The sequence below is a fragment of the Nakamurella antarctica genome (assembly GCF_003860405.1).
In the GTDB taxonomy this organism is placed as follows: domain Bacteria; phylum Actinomycetota; class Actinomycetes; order Mycobacteriales; family Nakamurellaceae; genus Nakamurella; species Nakamurella antarctica.
Genome location: NZ_CP034170.1, coordinates 511,942 through 529,767, shown reverse-complemented (window position 1 = coordinate 529,767; position 17,826 = coordinate 511,942). Strand labels below are relative to the sequence as shown.

Sequence of the window (17,826 nt, the reverse complement as noted above, 5' to 3'; positions counted from 1 at the left end):
TGCCGGTCGGCTCCCGCGCGGGCCAGTGCACCATGTGGCACCACCCATTAGCCGCCGGCCGACAAAATCTAACCACCGGCTCGCGAAACGGCGCGAACCGGTGGCCCAGCGCCGCCTACTTCGAAGCTCATGCCTTGCTGGCCGGAGCTTTCTTGGCTGCGGGCTTTTTCACGACGGTCTTCTTCACGACCGTCTTCTTTGCTGCGACCGTCTTCGCCGCCGGCTTCTTGGCGGGGGCCTTCTTCGGTGCCGGCCCCCTCGCGCGCCGGTCGGCCAACAGTTCTGCAGCACGTTCGATCGTCAGCTCGTCAACCTCGTCGCCTTTACGCAGGGAAGCGTTGGTTTCGCCGTCGGTGACATACGGACCGAATCGTCCGTCCTTAATCACCATCGGCTTCTTCGTTTCCGGATCCTCCCCCACCTCGCGCAACGGCGGGGCGGTGGCGGCGGTGCGACCACGAGTCTTGGGCAACAGGTAGATCGCCAGCGCTTCGTCGAGCGAGACAGTGAACAATTCTTCCTCGGTGGTAAGCGACCGAGAGTCGGTTCCCTTCTTCAGATACGGACCATAGCGGCCGTTCTGCGCGGTGATCTCCGCGTTCGTTTCAGGATCAACGCCGACTACTCGCGGAAGTGTGAGCAAGCGCAGCGCCTCTTCCAAGGTGACGCTCTCCACCGTCATCGACTTGAAAAGCGATGCCGTACGCGGCTTTACGGCGTTTTTGCCCTTGGTCGGAGTGTCCTCTGGAAGTACTTCGGTGACGTAGGGACCATAGCGACCGTCCTTGGCAACAATAGGACGGTTGACCTCGGGGTCGACACCCAGTTCACGATCGCCTGTTTCGGCCTTGGCAAAGAGCTCCTCGATCAATTCGGGTGTCACCTCGTCGGGCGCGAGCTCCTCAGGCAAATTGGCTCGCTCGAGCTCCCCTTCGACCAGACCCGAACGTTCAAGATAGGGACCGTAACGGCCGACGCGGACCATCACCTGACGCCCATCAAGGGATTTCGCGATCGGCAACGAGTTAACCTCGCGGGCGTCGATTTCCTCGAGGTTCTCCCCCACCAGCTTCTTGAGGCCACCGGAACGAGCCACTGAACCCTCGGCTCCCGCGTCGCCGCCGAAGTAGAAGGTTGAAAGCCATTCGGTCCGGCCCAGCCTTCCGCCGGCGATGCTGTCGAGTTCGTCCTCCATGGCAGCGGTGAAGTCGTAGTCCACCAGCCGGGCAAAATGCTGTTCCAGCAAACCGATCACAGCAAAGGCAACCCAGGCAGGAACCAGGGCTTGGCCCTTGCGCCAGACGTAGCCGCGGTCGGTAATGGTGCGGATGATGGACGTGTACGTCGAGGGACGTCCGATGCCCATCTCTTCCATCGCCTTGATCAGCGACGGCTCGGTATACCGGGCGGGCGGCGAGGTCGTGTGCCCACCAGGGTTGAGCTCACGGGCCTGGACCTGTTGGCCCTGAACGAGATTCGGCAGACGCCGCTCTGCGTCATCTGCTTCGCCGCCAGCTTCGGCGTCCACTGTTTCGACATAGGCGCGCAAAAATCCCGGGAAGGTGATGGTGCGACCCGAGGCACCGAAGGTGCATTCACGGCCCGCAGCATCAGCGACGGCGCGGATCGTCAACGTCAAACCGCGGGCGTCCACCATCTGCGAGGCGATAGTGCGTTGCCAAATCAACTCGTAGAGCCGGAACTCGTCCGAACCGACGTGGGAAGCGACCTGACCGGGGGTCTGGAAGACCTCGCCAGCCGGACGGATCGCCTCGTGAGCTTCTTGAGAGTTCTTGACCTTGCGCGTGTATTGCCGCGGCTCCGGCGGAACATATTCGTTGCCGTACAGCTCGCGGGCCTGCGAACGCGCCGCATCCAGCGCCGTCACAGACAGTGTGGTGGAGTCGGTTCGCATATAGGTGATGTAGCCGGACTCGTACAGACGCTGCGCGGTACGCATGGTGCGTTCGGAATTGAACCCGAGCTTGCGACCGGCTTCCTGCTGCAAGGTCGACGTCATAAATGGCGGGTAAGGCTTTCTGGTGTAAGGCTTTTCCTCCACCGAGATCACCGTGGCGGTTTTTCCCGTCAGCGAGGTCGCTAGGTCACGCGCGTTGGCCTCGTTCAGGAGCAGGGTCTTGGACCCGTCCTTCAGGTTGCCGGTATTTTCGTCGAAATCCCGACCCGTTGCCAGTCGCTGACCATCGACTGCCTGCAAAGACGCGGAGAAGGTGGCCGTCTCCTTGGACACCTGATCTTCGCCGGAAAGCATGGCGTCGATGCCCCAATAACTACCGGAGACGAACGCCATCCGAGCCCGTTCACGCTGCACGATGACGCGGGTCGCCACCGACTGCACACGCCCGGCTGAGAGCTTGGGCATCACCTTTTTCCACAGGACGGGGGAAACCTCGTAGCCGTAGAGCCTATCGAGGATGCGTCGCGTTTCTTGGGCGTCCACCAAATGTTCGTTGAGGTCGCGGGTATTAGCCGCAGCTTCCTGGATGGCGCTGCGGGTGATCTCGTTGAAGACCATCCGCTTGACCGGGACTTTGGGGTTCAGGGTTTCCAACAGGTGCCAGGCAATCGCCTCGCCCTCGCGGTCCTCATCGGTCGCGAGGTACAACTCGGTGGCGCCAGCCAGCAATGCCTTGAGCTTGGCTACCTGGGCCTTCTTCTCCGGGCTGACGACATACAGGGCTTCGAAACCCTTATCGACATTGACTCCGAGTCGCGCCCACGGCTCGCCCTTGTATTTCGCGGGCACGTCTGCGGCGCCGCGCGGCAGATCTCGGATATGGCCGACGGAGGCCTCCACGATGTAACCGTCGCCGAGGTATCCGGCGATGGACTTCACCTTGGTGGGGGACTCCACGATCACCAAGCGGACGCCTCCGTCACCGGTAGCGCTGGAAGCTGATTTTCGTACGGCCATCCGCGGTCACGTTCTCCTTGTATATAAACCGGATTCCGATCTCGTCCCCGGCGCCACCGGTACACGCGCCCCGATGGGCTCGATACCGACGATGTTGTCAGTGTTACTTGTTTCATTTAATGCTGTGAGGGTTATGAGTGAGCTCACGCTGCACTCCAAGCACCTCAGTGTCATCTGCTGTGAGAATGCCACGAGTTGGCGTAAGCGCAAGTCGCAGCCCGTCCGGGGCCGCGTTGCGCGATGCCCGTACTCCCCTGTCCGAGCTAATAGTCGGCCACCGGGAAATCTGCGTCGCGCGCGCCTTCCGGCGGCTGTCCAAGGTATTCCACCAGACGCACCAATCGCCGATGGCCGACGATGCGGACACCGGGGCCGCCGCCGCGAACCCCAATCAGCGAACCCGCTAATCCAGCCTTCGCGCATGCCGTGGACAAGCCGTCATGAGTATCTGGAGCATGCGGATCAAGCCCCAGGATGTACCCAGGCGAGAACGTGCGTCCCGCGCTGATCGCCCAGCATCGCAGCAGCCCTGGGTCTGCGATGAGACCATCCGGAACGCTCTTGACAGCTCCTCTTGTCCAGGCCGACGCCAGCCCCGCGAGCTGCGGTTCTTTCTCGGTCTGTAGGAGAAAAGGGGCCGGTCCTTCCACCTCGATCACCTTTGCCGCAACGCCGCGCACCGTGCATTCTTCTTGCAAGGCGGTGGCCCGCCACCGATCTGCCACCAGGATGGACAGGCGCGCGCTGGAGCCATGCACGACCACCTGCCCGTGGGCAGCCAGAATCCCACCGAGGTCGACAAGTTGCGGCTCGTTGACGTCGGCTGAGTAGAAGGAGAGCTGAGCCACCCGCTCACGCTAACGCCCAGACGGCCCGATCTCCGCGAGGTGGCTTGCGAAAGCTCGGTGGAGTCCTCCAGTCCTAGCGCCCCTTACCCCAAACGGGTGAAGTTTTTGCAGTTTGCTGAGCGCTGCCTAACTCCCGATGCTGCACCGAATGGAGTTTTTGGTCTTCTTTCGGTTACCGCAGCCTTTCCAAGGGCAGACAAACCTTCCTATACAGGCAGGTCACGTTCCGACACAGTGGTCATCATGAGCACTAATCTGAGCGCCACAGGGGTGGAGCCACACGACAATTTTTCCTCTTCGCGCCTGAACTGGCTGCGGGCTTCGGTCCTCGGCGCCAATGACGGGATCGTTTCCACCGCCGCGCTGGTTCTCGGGTTTGCCGGCGCCACGTCTGACAGGTCGGCCTTGCTGCTCGCTGGCATCGTTGGCCTGCTGGCAGGAGCGATGTCGATGGGCGTAGGTGAGTACGTGTCTGTTGCGACCCAACGTGCCAGCGAGCAAGCGATGCTCGCGCTAGAACGACGCGAGCTGGCCGAATGGCCGGAGCAAGAATTAGAGGAACTGACCCAGATCTACCAAGCCAAGGGGCTTTCTGCCGAGCTCGCCAGCCGGGTGGCGGTGGAGCTGACTGCGAAGGATGCGTTCCGCGCACACGCCGAGGCCGAGCTCGGGTTGGACCCTGACGAGCTGACAAATCCGTGGCATGCCGCGTTTGCGAGCTTCCTTTCCTTCGTCACCGGCGCCATGATCCCCTTGCTCGCGGTACTTCTCGGCGCCAATGCCGCAATGATCGCGGTGTCCGTGGGCGTCGCAATGGCGCTCACCGGCTGGTTTAGCTCCGTGCTGGGCCGGACGGCCCTCGCGCCAGCACTACTGCGCAACGTGGGCGGCGGAGCGCTGGCGATGGTGATTACGTACGGGCTTGGATCACTTGCAGGCAGCCTCATCATGTAGCTCCACCTCCCTACCGAAAACTGCGCCGGTCGCCCACTTCTGGGTCGACCGGCGCAGTTTCTATGGTGCGGTGGTGGGTAACGCGTCAGACGTTGTGCAGTACCGAGGCTCGCTTCTTCGAGATCACCACGGCAACGACGATGACAGCGAAGGCAAGCAACGCCACCAGAATGCGAAGGAAGGTGTTGGCGCTATCACCCACGGAGAGGGCGACCACTGCAGGAGCGATGAGCAGCGAGACTAGGTTCATCACCTTGATCAGGGGGTTCATCGCGGGGCCAGCAGTGTCCTTGAACGGGTCACCGACGGTGTCACCAATGATGGTCGCCTCGTGCGCCGAAGAGCCCTTGCCGCCGTGGTTGCCGTCCTCTACCAGCTTCTTGGCGTTGTCCCACGCACCACCGGAGTTGGACAGGAAGACCGCCATCAAGGTACCGGTGACGATGGTGCCCGCGAGGAAGCCGGCGAGCGGGCCAACTCCCAAACCGAAGCCGACGGTGATTGGCGCCAACACGGCCAACAAGCCCGGGGTTGTCAACTCGCGCAACGAGTCTCGGGTCACGATGTCAACAACTTTGCCGTATTCGGGCTTGGTCGTGCCTTCCATAATGCCCGGAATCTCGCGGAACTGGCGACGGACCTCGAACACCACGGCGCCTGCGGCGCGCGACACCGCATTGATGGCAAGGCCCGCGAACATGAACACGACGGCCGCGCCGAGCAGAGCGCCCACAAGGACGTTCGGTGACACCACCGCCACGACGAATCCAGTTGCGTCACCGGCTACGTCACCGGCCTCGGCTAGCGCGTTCCTGATCGCATCCGAGTACGAACCGAAGAGAGCAGTAGCGGCCAGAACAGCTGTGGCGATAGCGATTCCCTTGGTAATGGCCTTGGTGGTGTTACCCACCGCATCGAGCTCGGTGAGAATCAGTGCGCCCTCTTCGGACACTTCGCCGGACATCTCGGCGACGCCTTGGGCGTTGTCGGACACTGGACCGAAGGTATCCATCGCAACGATCACGCCGACTGTCGTCAGCAAGCCGCAACCAGCCAGCGCGATAGCGAACAGACCTACGATCAGCGAACCGGAGAGCAAAAATGCTCCGTAGACGGCGGCGCCGATCACCATGGCGGTGTAGACGGCGGACTCCATGCCGAGGGAGATACCGGCGAGGATAACGGTGGCCGGTCCGGTGGAGGATGCTTCCCCAATGTCCTTGGTGGGCTTGAAGTTCGTATCGGTGAAGTACCCGGTCAGCCACAAGATCACGGCTGCCAGGACGATACCGATGACGACGGCGACGATGGCGATAAGTGCCGGGTTGGCAGCGTCTGAAACGCCAAGCTCTTGGAGCTTCTCGGGCGACAACCCCAGACCAGCAAACGTTGTCGGCAGGTAGACGAATGACGCCACCCCACACAGCACAGCGGAGATCACAGCGGAAATGTAGAACGACCGGTTGATCGCCTTGAGTCCGGGTTCGCCGGCGCGCGCCTTCGTGATGTAGACGCCGATGATGGCAGTCAGCACACCGATAGCGGGAACGATCAGCGGGAAGATTAGGCCTTTGGTGCCGAAAGCGGCGCTACCAAGGATCAGCGAGGCGACGAGGGTAACGGCGTAGGACTCGAAAAGGTCCGCGGCCATACCCGCGCAGTCGCCCACATTGTCACCGACGTTGTCGGCGATGGTCGCAGCATTCCGGGGGTCGTCCTCGGGAATGCCCTGTTCGACCTTGCCGACCAGGTCCGCTCCGACGTCAGCGGCCTTGGTAAAAATCCCACCGCCAACTCGCATGAACATGGCGAGCATGGCGGCGCCGAAGCCGAAGCCTTCGAGGATCTTCGGGGCGCTACTTCCGTAGCCCAGTACAACGACGGCCGCGCCGAGAAGGCCGAGGCCAGTGGTTGCTAGGCCGACGGTCCCGCCGGTGCGGAAGGCGATCTTCATCGCCTCTTCGCGTCCGGTGGTGTTCGCTGCGGCCGCCACGCGAACGTTGGCCCGGGTCGCGAGCCACATACCGAGGTAGCCGATGCTCGCCGAGAACAACGCACCTACGAGGAAGAAGACGGACCGGCCGATGCGCTCCGAGGCCTCGCCTGGCAGTAGGAAAAGTAGTCCAAAGACCACCACGACGAAGACGCTGAGCGTCTTGAACATGCGGGCAAGATAGGCAGCAGCGCCCTCTTGGACTGCCTCCGAGATCTCTTGCATCTTGGCTGTGCCTTTGTCGGCCGCTAGCACTCCAGCTCGGAGTGCGAAGGCTATCGCTAGGGCAATAAGTGCGACTACGGCGACGGCGATGACGATCGCTTTGTCGCTGCCGTCAATGGTGATGTCGCTGGTTGCTGCTGCTGCGAGCTGGGTTCTCATGCGGCTCCTGATCCGGCCTTGAAGTCCGCCGCTGCCCTCAAGGAGCCTGACCGGCGCTGGTCGACACATAGTGGCAGCGCGCCACCTCATCGTTGCGCGCTGTTGGGCACACTGTAAGCCATACATCTACCGGCGAGTAAATCCGCCCAGACTTCGACATGGGACCGGGATACGCGTTCACCATCGGCGCATCAAATGGGGCCGGATCCAGCGCTGGGAACTGCGAGAATGGCGGTATGCCCGCTGCTCCCGACACTCCCGGCTTGCGAGAACCCGGCGGCGCCAGCGGAGCCCTGCTCAAGTCTTTACTACTTGCAGTTTCTTCGGAGGAAGATCCCGTTCGGCATGTCGAGAGCCTGCCCCGCCGAGCGGGCCAGACGCAGGACTGGCCGAGCTGGTCCAATCCCTTGGTCGTTCATGGCTTTACCCGGCGCGGTATCGAGCGACCGTTCACCCACCAAGCCCAGGCAGCGGAGTTGGCGCACGACGGTAGGCATGTGGTCGTCGCTACGGGCACCGCGTCCGGCAAATCACTCGCCTACCAGTTGCCGGTGCTCACCGATCTGCTGGCCGAACCGAAGGCGTGCGCTCTGTATCTGGCGCCGACCAAAGCACTCGCAGCCGATCAACTGTCGTCGTTGACCGATCTCGACCTGCCCGGAGTACATCCCGCACTCTTCGACGGCGACACGTCAATGGACCTGCGGGATTGGGTGCGGGCCCACTCCCGATGGATCCTGACCAACCCGGACATGATCCACCGCGGGATCCTCCCCCAACACGCGCGTTGGGGCAGACTCCTGCGCAATCTCGAATACGTCGTGGTGGACGAATGCCACTCTTACCGCGGCGTTTTCGGCTCGCATGTGGCGTTGGTGCTACGCCGACTGCTCCGAATCTGCCGGATGTACGGTGCGGCACCCACCGTCATTCTGGCCTCAGCGACGGTGGCCGACCCCGCAGTCTCTGCCTCGCGGCTCATCGGCGCCCCGGTGGTGGCGATTACCCAGGACACCGCGCCCCGGCCCGGCGCCGATTTCGTGCTGTGGGAGCCTGGCATCATTCCCGACGTGTTCGGCGAGAATGGAGCTCCGGTAAGGCGTTCCGCGCCGAGCGAAGCGGCACGGATGCTGGCAGATCTCGTGTCCTCCGGTGCTCGGACTCTTGCGTTTGTCAGGTCACGACACGGCGCGGAGCAAACCGCCATGAGCGCCCAGCGTCGACTGCTGGATATCAACCCAGCTCTGGTGGACCGCATCGCCGCCTACCGCTCCGGGTACTTGCCTGAGGAGCGCCGGGCGCTCGAAAAGGCCTTGGCCACAGGCGAACTGCTCGGTGTTGCCTCTACCAACGCCCTTGAACTAGGAGTGGATATTTCCGGGCTCGACGCCGCTATCCTCGCTGGTTACCCCGGAACGATTGCCTCACTGTGGCAGCAGGCGGGCCGCGCAGGTCGCGGCGACGACCCGGCGCTGGTGGTGTTCATCGCCCGAGACGATCCACTCGATTCGTACTTAGTCCACCACCCGGAGGCGGTGTTCGGCAAGCCCGTGGAGGCCGCGATTACCGACCCGACGAATCCGCATATTCTGCGCCCGCATCTGTCGTGCGCTGCGTCTGAAACTCATTTAACCACAGCGGATCTCGAAGTTTTTGGTGGCGACAAGGCACTGGCAGTTATCACAGAATTGGTCGCGGACGGCGTTCTCCGAGCGCGCGCCACCGGTTGGTACTACAGCGAGCGGTTTCACCCCGCGAGCGAGGTAGACCTGCGCGGCGGTGGTGGTGGCCAGGTCACCATCGTGGAATCAGACACCGGAAGACTTTTGGGCACGGTCGATTCGGCGCGCGCGCCAGCCACCGTGCACCCAGGGGCCGTTCACTTGCATCGCGGCTCTACTTACCTGGTCGACGATTTGGACTTGCGCCATCACGTTGCCTTGGTCCATCAAGAACGCCCCGATTGGACAACATCTGCTCGCTCAACTTCGACTGTCCGAATTACCAATTTTCACTCAGAACAGCTGCACAGCGACATTCTTCGCGTGGGTTTTGCTTCCGTGGAGGTCACCGAGCAAGTAGTCGGATACCTCCGCAGGCGGCCGAACGGCGAGCTGATCGACATGGTGCCGCTGGAGATGCCCGAGCACACCCTGGAGACGAAGGCTGTCTGGTACACCCTTGACGAACAGGTACTAGCTGCGGCGGGAGTTTCCGAGGCCAGCATCCCGGGTGCTCTCCATGCTGCCGAGCACGCCGCCATCGGCCTGCTTCCCCTGTTTGCTGGCTGCGACCGCTGGGATATCGGCGGCTTGAGCACCAACCTGCACCCGGATACGGGCCTGCCAACCGTCATTGTTTACGACGGTTACCCCGGTGGCGCTGGATTCGCCGAGCGCGGTCACGAGATCCTCGGGGAGTGGATCAGTGCCGTCCGCGATGCGGTGCGCGGCTGCCCGTGCCGCGCAGGCTGTCCGTCATGTGTGCAGTCACCGAAATGCGGAAATGGGAACAATCCATTGGATAAAGCCGGTGCGATCGCGGTGCTGACGGTTGTTGCCGGTGCATTAGGACACGGCATTAGCTAAGGTCTCGCACAGCGCGACATACGTTGGTGGGCAGTGCCACTGGCCCGCGTATCGTGAACGCATGATTCGCCATATCCTCCTGGCTCAGGTCCCCACGGAGTCCGAGAAAGCTATGTTGCAATCGTTTGACGACCTGCGCGCAGTGGTCGATCGCTTGCCCGGTGCGACGGGTCTCGCGTTCGGGCCGAGCCGCAGTCCTGAAGCGTTGGAGCGCGGATTTACCCACGGGCTATGCATCGATTTTGTTGATCACGACGCACTAAAGTTATACGCCGATGACGCGGAACACAGGGCTATTGGCCAACGCATCGTGGGGTGCGCCCTGGGTGGGGTGGACGGCTTAGTGGTGGTTGACCTCGAACTGCACTGAGCAGGGCCTGCGTGCTCACCTGACGTGCTCTGTCCACTTTTCGCCGTCGAACCAGCGGTACTGAGCTTGGCCCATAGGGTCAGCGTGCCAGGCGCCCTCGATTGTTGGCTGATCAACATGGTCGCGTTGGAGGGCTGGCCGGTCAACACGGTCGCCTTGGAAGAACTGCCGCGCTAAGGGCCGCGTCACCGTCAAAATCGCAGCAATGGGAAGTGCCATCGGCAGAAGCATCAACGGATGGATCTCCACGACTGCAATGAAGAGAAGGACAGTGGTGATCCCTAGACCGACAATTGCGGGCACAGGAGTTGAACGCCCTTGAGCAAGGAAAGACCCCCATACCAGGGTAAGACCTAGTGTCACGGCAACAATGGCAAGAAGGATGATCCCCGTACCCTTATCACCCAGCAAATCAACGCGGAATGCTCCAAGTCTTCGAGTGGCAGCCAACGCTGCCGAAGAGGCGAGGATCACGTACATCCCGATAGCAAAATAAACCACACCGAAGCACGCGCTGACCGCGGCAGCAAAACCAACGCCTTTTGGTGCCTTGGTACTGGAAGCATTGCCGATTTCAGGAACAAATTGAGTCATGGTCACCTTGTCTAAGAGAGTTGCACCTCAGTGAACGGCAAACTATCACGCGTTCCGTGGCGCAATGGGCAGTGGGCAAAGGGCAATGGGCAAAGGGCAAAGGGCAAAGGGCAAAGGGCAAAGGGCAAAGGGCAATGGGCAATGGGCCATGGGCAAACAAATTCATTCACTTCTGTGTTTGGGTCAAGGAGACTGACCGACGACTCTCTCAAGCGGCTCGCATTTGCGGATGTTGCTGGCTCACTCTTGCCGTCCTTGACCCACTGTGACTCCCACCAGCCCCGCGCACGCTTGCTGGAGTGCCCAGCAGCCTAGAAAAGCCAGCCGTAACACTGGTCTCAAGCAACACATCCAGAGCTTTAGTGCAACAGTTTTACGACTTGGCGTCGGCGGCACCCGCTACCGCAAATGCCTTCACGCATGCCGCTTCCTCGCCGGAAAGCATCAGCGCCGAACCCAGCTGCATCTACCAAGCACCCACCCGACACTGATAATTAATGTCGTAAATGTCCTGCTATCTTAAGCGCAGGACTGTCGCTGCCTGAACCGTCCTGGAACCTACCAAAAGGACCCCAGCCGGTAATGAAAAGACACATGAAGAACATTTTCGCGCACGCGCGCGCCGTCTTCCAAGCATCGACCATCGTCGCGCTCCTTTCCACCTCGCTGCTCATCACCCCAGCGAACTTCGCATCCGCAGACGTCATACCGGGCTCCTCGGTTGACCTGCAAGTGACTTTGTCCGGTCCAACAACTGCGCCCGGCGGCTCGAATTTCAGCTACAGCTTTTCGCTACAGAACAACAGCCTCCCCGACGCCGATGGTGCTACTTTCGCCTTCACCCCACCTTCGGGGGCTACGAACGTAGCGGCGAGCTGTACGGCAGCTGGCGGCGCCGTGTGCCCGTCGAGTACTTCCGCTTCTAACATGGGCGTTAGTGGCAGCCTTGGCCTGTTCCCGCATCTAGCTTCGGCGACAATCACGGTTACCGGTCGCTACCCCGTGGGGGTCACGTCCGTTTCCGCCTCCGCCACTGTCGCCGCGCCAGCAGGCACCACCGATCCCGACCTCTCGACCAACTCCAGTTCGGTTGGCACCGCCCTTACCACCGATGCGAATCTGTCTGCCACCATCACGGCGTCGCAAAACACTTTCGCGGCTGGAGAAAAGATTAGGTACACCACGACTTTCGCCAACTCGGGTTCGAGCGCAGCCGACGGCGCTCGGATCACCCAACCGTCTAACCTGGGTGGATCTGCCTATACCCTCTTCGCGCAACCAGACAATCGGTTTGTCAGCTGCGTGCCAACCGGCGGAGCGGTGTGCCCCACGTTTTCAAACAACACCGATACTATGGCCCCTTTCTACAGTTACATCCCTATTTTCCCTGCCGGGTCGTCCGTAGTTGTGACCTACGACATAGCATTCTCAGCTAGTCCCGTTCCAGGTGGTTGCGGACCTGAGGCTTCGTACATGGCTCGGGCAAATATCTACCCTCCGGACACCATCACCGACCCGGATTACTCGAATAACCAAACGCCAACGCTGGTAGCAACAGCCCCTATCAGCGCGTGCCGCCTTACCGATTTTGTCGCTATAATTACCCAGTCCAAATCGAATATTCAATATGGAGATGCGGTTGTCTACACCGCGACCTTTTCCAATGTGGGAGATACGAGCGGCGACAATGCGACGATCCACGGAAGCCAATTTGGTCCCCCTCTGTACCGGACAGATTCGGCAGTCGTTGGATGTGTAGCTACGGGCGGAGCTGTGTGCCCAGTAGTTACTTTGAATCCTGAGCAAAACTCAATGAGTTTCTACAACACAAAAATCCCGGTATTCCCCGCAGGATCCACGGTGCAGCTCACTTATCAAGTGACTTTCATTAAAGACCCGAACAGTGTTTTCTGCCTTACCGGACAGGTTCAATCGAACGCGGCAACTATCGACCCGCCTTCAGGGGTTTTCGAAACGAATATCTTTAACAACTCAAGCACGGTTTACGCAACCACGCCCGAGCCGCCTTCGTGTCCCAAAACTGACCTGAGAGTTACGAAAACTCAGTCCCAAGACAGCGTCCTTCCCGGGGGTTCCATCACCTATACAGTGACTGCCCTGAACGACGGACCAGATGCTGCAAACGGCGCATACCTGATCGATCAATTGAACCTCGAAGGCCAGTGGAGGTCGCTCTTCGACTCCCCGTCCTATCAGTTAGTCGGTTGCGAGACCACTGGCGGCGCCGCGTGTCCTAATTTCAGTCAGTCCGGTGCCGTCGATTCGATGTCCATGTACTACGAGGCTATCCCGGTCTTCCCGGCGGGTTCCACGATCACTGTAAAGCACACTGTCACTTTTCCGGCTGCCACTACCGTCACGTCGTGCGGCCTTCCAATCTCGATTACTAACAGGGCCATCATTAACGTTCCCTACGGAACGACAGATACCGACCTCACTAACAACCAGCAGTCTGTAGTGGCAACAACCGGAAGTTGCGCCGACGTTGCCGTCAACAAGTCGGTTTCCCCCGCAGTCGTACGGTCCGGCGAACCTGTCACGTACACCGTCGATGTGGCGAACCTATCGGCAGGAACTGCCGATTCTGTTTCGGTCAGCGACCCGCTGCCGGACGGGTTCCGATACGGGTCCGCTACCTGCGCCGTCGTTACCGGCAGCGCAACCTGCGGTGCAGTTTCCTTCGATGTATCCACCCGCACGGTCTCCAGCACCATCAGCACCCTGTCCGCTGGCGACACGCTCCGATTCAGTATCGTCGGCACCGCTGGGCCCATCCCCCGCACCTACACCAACACCGCAACGGCGTCGCCCACCCCCGGAGTGAGTAAATACATCGACCCCAACCCTGCTACGAACGTCAGCCAGGTCAACCTCCAAATCTTCAACACAACCTCACCCATCAGCGTCACGAAGACAATCTCCGGCCTGGGACCCAACGGGCTCACCGCCCCCATGGTCTTCGCAGGTGAGATCAGCTGCGGGACACAAGGATCGAAGCCGTGGTCGGTCACGGTTCCCGCCGGAGCGTCAGCTGCAACTTCCACTCCTGTCCAGTTCTTCGACGGCGAATCCTGCGAGATCACGGAAGGTCCGCTGCCGGGTACCCCGGCCTGGACAACCTGGACCGGTGCCTCCACAATTTCCCCGGCGACCATCGCCAAGCTCGGAAACGCCACGCCTGTGACTATTACGGTGGCCGGTCAGCTGAAAGAAGTCCAGAAGGGCCAAGCGGGCATCACCATCATCAAGCAGATCACCGGGATCACCAGCACTGGGCTCACCCAATCCCTCACGTTCACCGGCACCATTGTGTGCGGGAACCAACCGGTCCAGTCCTGGTCAGCCACCGTGCCTTCGGGGTCATCGTCTGCCTCGGCCAACACTATTACCGTGGCGGAAGGCGATAGTTGCGCCGTGTTCGAGGATGCTGTGACAGCGGCAGCCCCCGCTGGTTACATCTGGTCCGGCACTCCGGTTGTCGCACCTACTCAATCCTCGATTCTGACCGCAGGCGCCAGCGCCATTTTTACTGCCACTTCGTTTCTCACGGCAGTGGAAGTGCCGGCAACCGTCGGCTCCATCGACATCGTCAAGATCGTGACAGGGGTTCCCTCGGCCAACGGGGTTTTCACCGTCACGTTGTCCTGCGGCGATGCAGGAACCTTTGAGGCCGCCATCACAGTGACCGACGCTCTCACCGGCAGCGCCCGTCTGGGGAACGTCCCGGTGGGAAGGTCCTGCTCCGTGAACGAAACGAGCAAATCTGCTGCGCCAGCAGGTTTTGCGTGGTCCCTCCCGATGTACTCGGTGAACACGGTGCAAGCTTCCCCAAGCTCTGTCGTTACGGTCACGGTGACCAACCCACTCATCGCGACAGAGGTTGTCCCGGATGCCCCCGTTAAACCCGAGGTGCCGGTGATCCCCGCCGTGCCTGTGATCCCCGCCGTGCCTGTAGTGCCCGCGGCGCCCATAGTTCCCGTCACCCGCCCAGTGCCCGTCACCCCCCTTGGACGGGCAGCACCTCTTACAGCCCCGCAGCCCGACCGCCCATATCTCGCCAGCACAGGAGTTTCCTGGGTGGAACCCCAGGTCGCTACTGCACTGTTGCTGTTGGGGTTCGGCGCGATAATGCTGCGAGCAAGCCGCAGGCGCAGGGCTCTTTAGGCTCTTTGTTGTCGCTCTGCCCGACGGTCTTCTCACTGTTGACCGCCGGGCAGAGTCGATCCCATGACACTCTTTTTCTACTGAGAATGAACCACCACTCAACCCACAACTATCCACCAAGGCGCAAAATACACCGCCTACAGCGGTCACACTTCTTAGTCGGAACGTGGCGCCTGTCAACCGACCGTGACCCCCACCGGCCCCGCCCGGGCCTTCGCCGGAGCACGGCCACCGAGAAAGCCTGCCGCGACACTGACTTCGATCAGAAGATCTAAACCGTCTGTGCGACAGCTCTCCAACGAGGCGCCCCCCCGAGTAACTGTTGCACCCGCCTTTGCGCAGGCAGCAGCCTCGCCGGAAAAGATCAGCGCTGCGCCCGCCAGCGCCCCGAGATCAGCCGCGTTCTCAGCCTGCTGACGGGCGATCATCGCCGAACCCAACTGCACTCCCGCGACGGTGAGCGCCATAAGAATCGCCACCGCGAAAGCAAGGAAAACCGTTGCGCTACCGGCATCGTCATCAATCGCCGAGCTCACCACAGGCCTCACCACCCAACTCACCTCGGAGCCCCGCCCAAAAAAGCGGTACTCGCCAACTCCTCGTTGGCTGCCACTGCGGTCGCCGCCATCGTTACCCCCGGCAGCACACCGGAATACGGCTGAGCCGACACCGTCACATGCACGAAGTCACCCCTGAACTCGATGGAGATACTCGCTCCGTCCGGCGCTATCTGAGCCGCCGCCTCTCTACCAGCCGACATATCACCCCTCCCGGCCAACCGAGCCCCCTCCCGCGCGGCGTCCGCGCACCGCAACTGCGTTGTGAGACAACCGATTCCGGCCAGGCACAGCATCAGCACCACTACAAGAACAGGAAGCAGCATCGCCGCTTCGACCGTGACGCTGCCGATATCAGGATCTTCGCGCTGGGAAGGAGCACCAGCAGTGCCCGACCGAAACCTACCCACGACTAGAACGACGTGTTCAAAGCCGAATTCACCAAATCGGTCAGCCCCGTCACCACCGAGTCGCCCGTCACGATCCGATACAACACCGCAGCAAAAGCCGCAGCAGCAACGGTTCCCACCGCGTACTCGACCGTGCTCATACCGGCGTCGCCGATATCCGAATCACCGCAGCCAGTTTCAGCCCTACTGTTCGCGCTTGGATACGCGGTGCCCGCAGGGACCGTCTCGACATCTGCCTTGCCTACCAACAGCCTCGGTTCTACCTGTTTACAGCTCTCTGAATGCAGCGATATTCTTCGTCGAAATTGTTGCAGCATCGAAAGGACCCCCTCATTTTTTGGTGCGATCCACCGGCGGGTGCCGGCTCTCATAAAGCTTGTCCGCGGGCAATGCGGCGACGCGACCCATCACCTTGGGTGTGGATTAAAAACCACTTGTGGACAACGCACGGAAGCAGTCACAGACCAATGCCCAGGTCGGCGAGCAATGCGATGACCACCGGCGCCAGCCCCAGGCAGATAAAGGCGGGGAGGAAACACAGCCCCAGCGGCGCCGCCATCAGAACCCCAGCTCGTCCGGCCTTGCTTTCGAGGTCCGAGTCCAACGCTGCCCGAAGGACGACTGCATGATCGCGCAGCGCCTGCGCGAGAGCGATACCGCCGAGGGCGGATCGCCTCCCCGCCGCCGCGATCGCCGCGAGATCAGGAACGCTCGCTGCTGGCTGCCACGCCCGCGCGGGCTCCGCACCAAGCATCAAGAGGCCAGCCACCTCGGCCAGTGCTCGCCCAGCTGGGTCCAAGCAGGCGCCTCTCGCAACACCGGTATTGCTCCCCGCCGTGTCGATCTCCTCGGTCGAGGGCAGCGTTCCAGAGGCCCGCAGCACCGAGTCGATTGCAGTTGCAGTGGGCAGTCCGACGTCAAGACATGCGGACAGTAGGTCTAGGTAGCTGATCAGCTGAGCCCTGTCTGCAGTGACCACGGAGCGGTCGGGCTTTACCGGAAGCCGCCGGCTGGCAACTCCAATGACGCCCGCGAGCGGGACTGCTGCCAGCAGTTGTTGGGGTGCAAATAATGTCGCGACACCGAGCAACCCAGCGACAATCACCAAAGCTCGACGATCGGCTGGCGCCAAGTCCCAAATGCGTCGATCGACGGTCGCCCGGCGGAGTAACCCCCACCTTGGAGAAGGTGGGTCCGGCCAGAACGCGATCGCCGCGGAGGCCAGCAGGAAGGCAGACGCAGTCGCGCTCAGCACGTCTGGCCCTCGGCGAACATCCTGCTACCTAGCAATTCTCGCCGCCCACAACAGCCCACCACACGTCAGGCTGCATCCCACTACCAGCAGTATCGGACCCACTCCCTCTCCGAAAAGTATCGGCACAGGGTTTGCCCCCATTCCCAAGCCCAAGCCAATTCCCAGGATCGGTAAGGCGGCCAACAGGTAGCCAGATAGCCGCGGCCCTGCCAGCAGTGACGATTGCTTATCGTCCATTTCCGCCTGCGATTGCAAGCCAGTGGCCACCTCATTTACGAGAGCTGCCAACGCTATTCCGTGTTCCCGGGACAACGTCCACGCGGCCTGAAGCCTGGCGCGTACGTAGACCTGAGCGGGATCGGGCCGAGCCCCGAGGTCGGCGAAGCTAACAACGTCGGCGCCAAGCCGTGCCGCAGCCGCTAATTCGCGCATCAATGGTGCGGCGGCGGCGCCGGTAACGGTCGCGGCGGACTCGCAGGCAGCCACCATGGAGGCTCCGGAGGCGAGCTCCCTGCCGAGTGTCCGAACCGCCTCTATGAGTTCAGTACGCGCGGTGACCGCGCGGGTTCTCGTTCTGGATGCAGAAACGAGGTGCAGCACCGTTGCCATGACGATCACCGTCGCAACAGCCACCAACGGTCCCGCGCCGATGCCGGCCGTTGCGGAGACCGTCGCGACAAGTAGACGACCGCCCAGGGTTCGAAGAGACAGCGCCTGCGCCCGCACCGCGTCTTTCTCGAGGGAAGCCACGAT

The 17,826-nt window shown here is 61.6% G+C and carries 13 protein-coding genes; 4 read left to right on the top strand and 9 right to left on the bottom strand.

Annotated elements, in window-relative coordinates; all coding sequences use genetic code 11:
• Nucleotides 1–127: 127 nt before the first annotated feature.
• Entirely contained in the window at nt 128–2,935 is a 2,808-nt protein-coding gene (gene topA / locus EH165_RS02300) for a type I DNA topoisomerase (protein ID WP_124797848.1), read from the bottom strand.
• Nucleotides 2,936–3,198: 263 nt separating this feature from the next.
• On the bottom strand, nt 3,199–3,783 hold the full coding sequence (locus EH165_RS02295) for a hypothetical protein (protein WP_124797847.1): 585 nt from the start codon (nt 3,781–3,783) through the stop codon (nt 3,199–3,201).
• A 243-nt stretch (nt 3,784–4,026) separates the two neighbouring features.
• Between EH165_RS02295 and EH165_RS02290 the strand changes: the two genes are divergently transcribed.
• Nucleotides 4,027–4,737 (top strand): VIT1/CCC1 transporter family protein, encoded by a 711-nt coding sequence (locus EH165_RS02290; protein WP_124797846.1) that lies wholly within the window; start codon nt 4,027–4,029, stop codon nt 4,735–4,737.
• An 85-nt stretch (nt 4,738–4,822) separates the two neighbouring features.
• Here the strand turns inward: EH165_RS02290 and EH165_RS02285 are convergent, their stop codons facing one another.
• Nucleotides 4,823–7,114: a sodium-translocating pyrophosphatase gene (locus tag EH165_RS02285; RefSeq protein WP_124797845.1), complete on the bottom strand. Its 2,292-nt coding sequence runs from the start codon at nt 7,112–7,114 to the stop codon at nt 4,823–4,825.
• A 236-nt stretch (nt 7,115–7,350) separates the two neighbouring features.
• Between EH165_RS02285 and EH165_RS02280 the strand changes: the two genes are divergently transcribed.
• Together EH165_RS02280 and EH165_RS02275 are read left to right on the top strand one after the other, a co-directional pair.
• The gene (locus tag EH165_RS02280) at nt 7,351–9,702 is read left to right on the top strand and encodes a DEAD/DEAH box helicase (RefSeq protein ID WP_124800250.1); all 2,352 of its coding nucleotides are present in this window, start codon (nt 7,351–7,353) and stop codon (nt 9,700–9,702) included.
• Between the two features lie 61 nt (nt 9,703–9,763).
• Nucleotides 9,764–10,072, top strand: coding sequence for a Dabb family protein (locus tag EH165_RS02275; protein WP_124797844.1), 309 nt, complete (start codon nt 9,764–9,766; stop codon nt 10,070–10,072).
• Nucleotides 10,073–10,087: 15 nt separating this feature from the next.
• Here the strand turns inward: EH165_RS02275 and EH165_RS02270 are convergent, their stop codons facing one another.
• A complete protein-coding gene (locus EH165_RS02270) occupies nt 10,088–10,666 on the bottom strand; it encodes a DUF2510 domain-containing protein (protein WP_124797843.1) in 579 nt (192 codons plus the stop codon).
• A 594-nt stretch (nt 10,667–11,260) separates the two neighbouring features.
• Between EH165_RS02270 and EH165_RS02265 the strand changes: the two genes are divergently transcribed.
• Complete coding sequence (locus tag EH165_RS02265; RefSeq protein WP_164479085.1) at nt 11,261–14,851, top strand: DUF5979 domain-containing protein; 3,591 nt, start codon at nt 11,261–11,263, stop codon at nt 14,849–14,851.
• 176 nt (nt 14,852–15,027) lie between these two features.
• Here EH165_RS02265 and EH165_RS02260 read toward each other — a convergent pair whose 3' ends face one another.
• The 5 genes from EH165_RS02260 to EH165_RS02240 form a co-directional block, all read right to left on the bottom strand.
• Complete coding sequence (locus EH165_RS02260; RefSeq protein WP_206426061.1) at nt 15,028–15,402, bottom strand: Rv3654c family TadE-like protein; 375 nt, start codon at nt 15,400–15,402, stop codon at nt 15,028–15,030.
• A gap of 5 nt (nt 15,403–15,407) precedes the next feature.
• A complete protein-coding gene (locus tag EH165_RS02255) occupies nt 15,408–15,818 on the bottom strand; it encodes a TadE family type IV pilus minor pilin (protein ID WP_239020665.1) in 411 nt (136 codons plus the stop codon).
• A 2-nt stretch (nt 15,819–15,820) separates the two neighbouring features.
• Nucleotides 15,821–15,973, bottom strand: coding sequence for a DUF4244 domain-containing protein (locus tag EH165_RS02250; RefSeq protein ID WP_422392122.1), 153 nt, complete (start codon nt 15,971–15,973; stop codon nt 15,821–15,823).
• Nucleotides 15,974–16,275: 302 nt separating this feature from the next.
• Nucleotides 16,276–17,073, bottom strand: a complete 798-nt coding sequence (locus tag EH165_RS02245; protein WP_124797839.1) for a type II secretion system F family protein — start codon at nt 17,071–17,073, stop codon at nt 16,276–16,278.
• Between the two features lie 24 nt (nt 17,074–17,097).
• Complete coding sequence (locus EH165_RS02240) at nt 17,098–17,823, bottom strand: type II secretion system F family protein (RefSeq protein WP_124797838.1); 726 nt, start codon at nt 17,821–17,823, stop codon at nt 17,098–17,100.
• Nucleotides 17,824–17,826 lie beyond the last annotated feature (3 nt).

Bases quoted from the DNA above. Each gene is read 5' to 3' on its own strand.
- topA (WP_124797848.1), bottom strand. From the start codon at position 2,935: ATGGCCGTACGAAAATCAGCTTCCAGCGCTACCGGTGACGGAGGCGTC.
- EH165_RS02290 (WP_124797846.1), top strand. From the start codon at position 4,027: ATGAGCACTAATCTGAGCGCCACAGGGGTGGAGCCACACGACAATTTT.
- EH165_RS02285 (WP_124797845.1), bottom strand. From the start codon at position 7,114: ATGAGAACCCAGCTCGCAGCAGCAGCAACCAGCGACATCACCATTGAC.
- EH165_RS02280 (WP_124800250.1), top strand. From the start codon at position 7,351: ATGCCCGCTGCTCCCGACACTCCCGGCTTGCGAGAACCCGGCGGCGCC.
- EH165_RS02275 (WP_124797844.1), top strand. From the start codon at position 9,764: ATGATTCGCCATATCCTCCTGGCTCAGGTCCCCACGGAGTCCGAGAAA.
- EH165_RS02270 (WP_124797843.1), bottom strand. From the start codon at position 10,666: ATGACTCAATTTGTTCCTGAAATCGGCAATGCTTCCAGTACCAAGGCA.
- EH165_RS02265 (WP_164479085.1), top strand. From the start codon at position 11,261: ATGAAGAACATTTTCGCGCACGCGCGCGCCGTCTTCCAAGCATCGACC.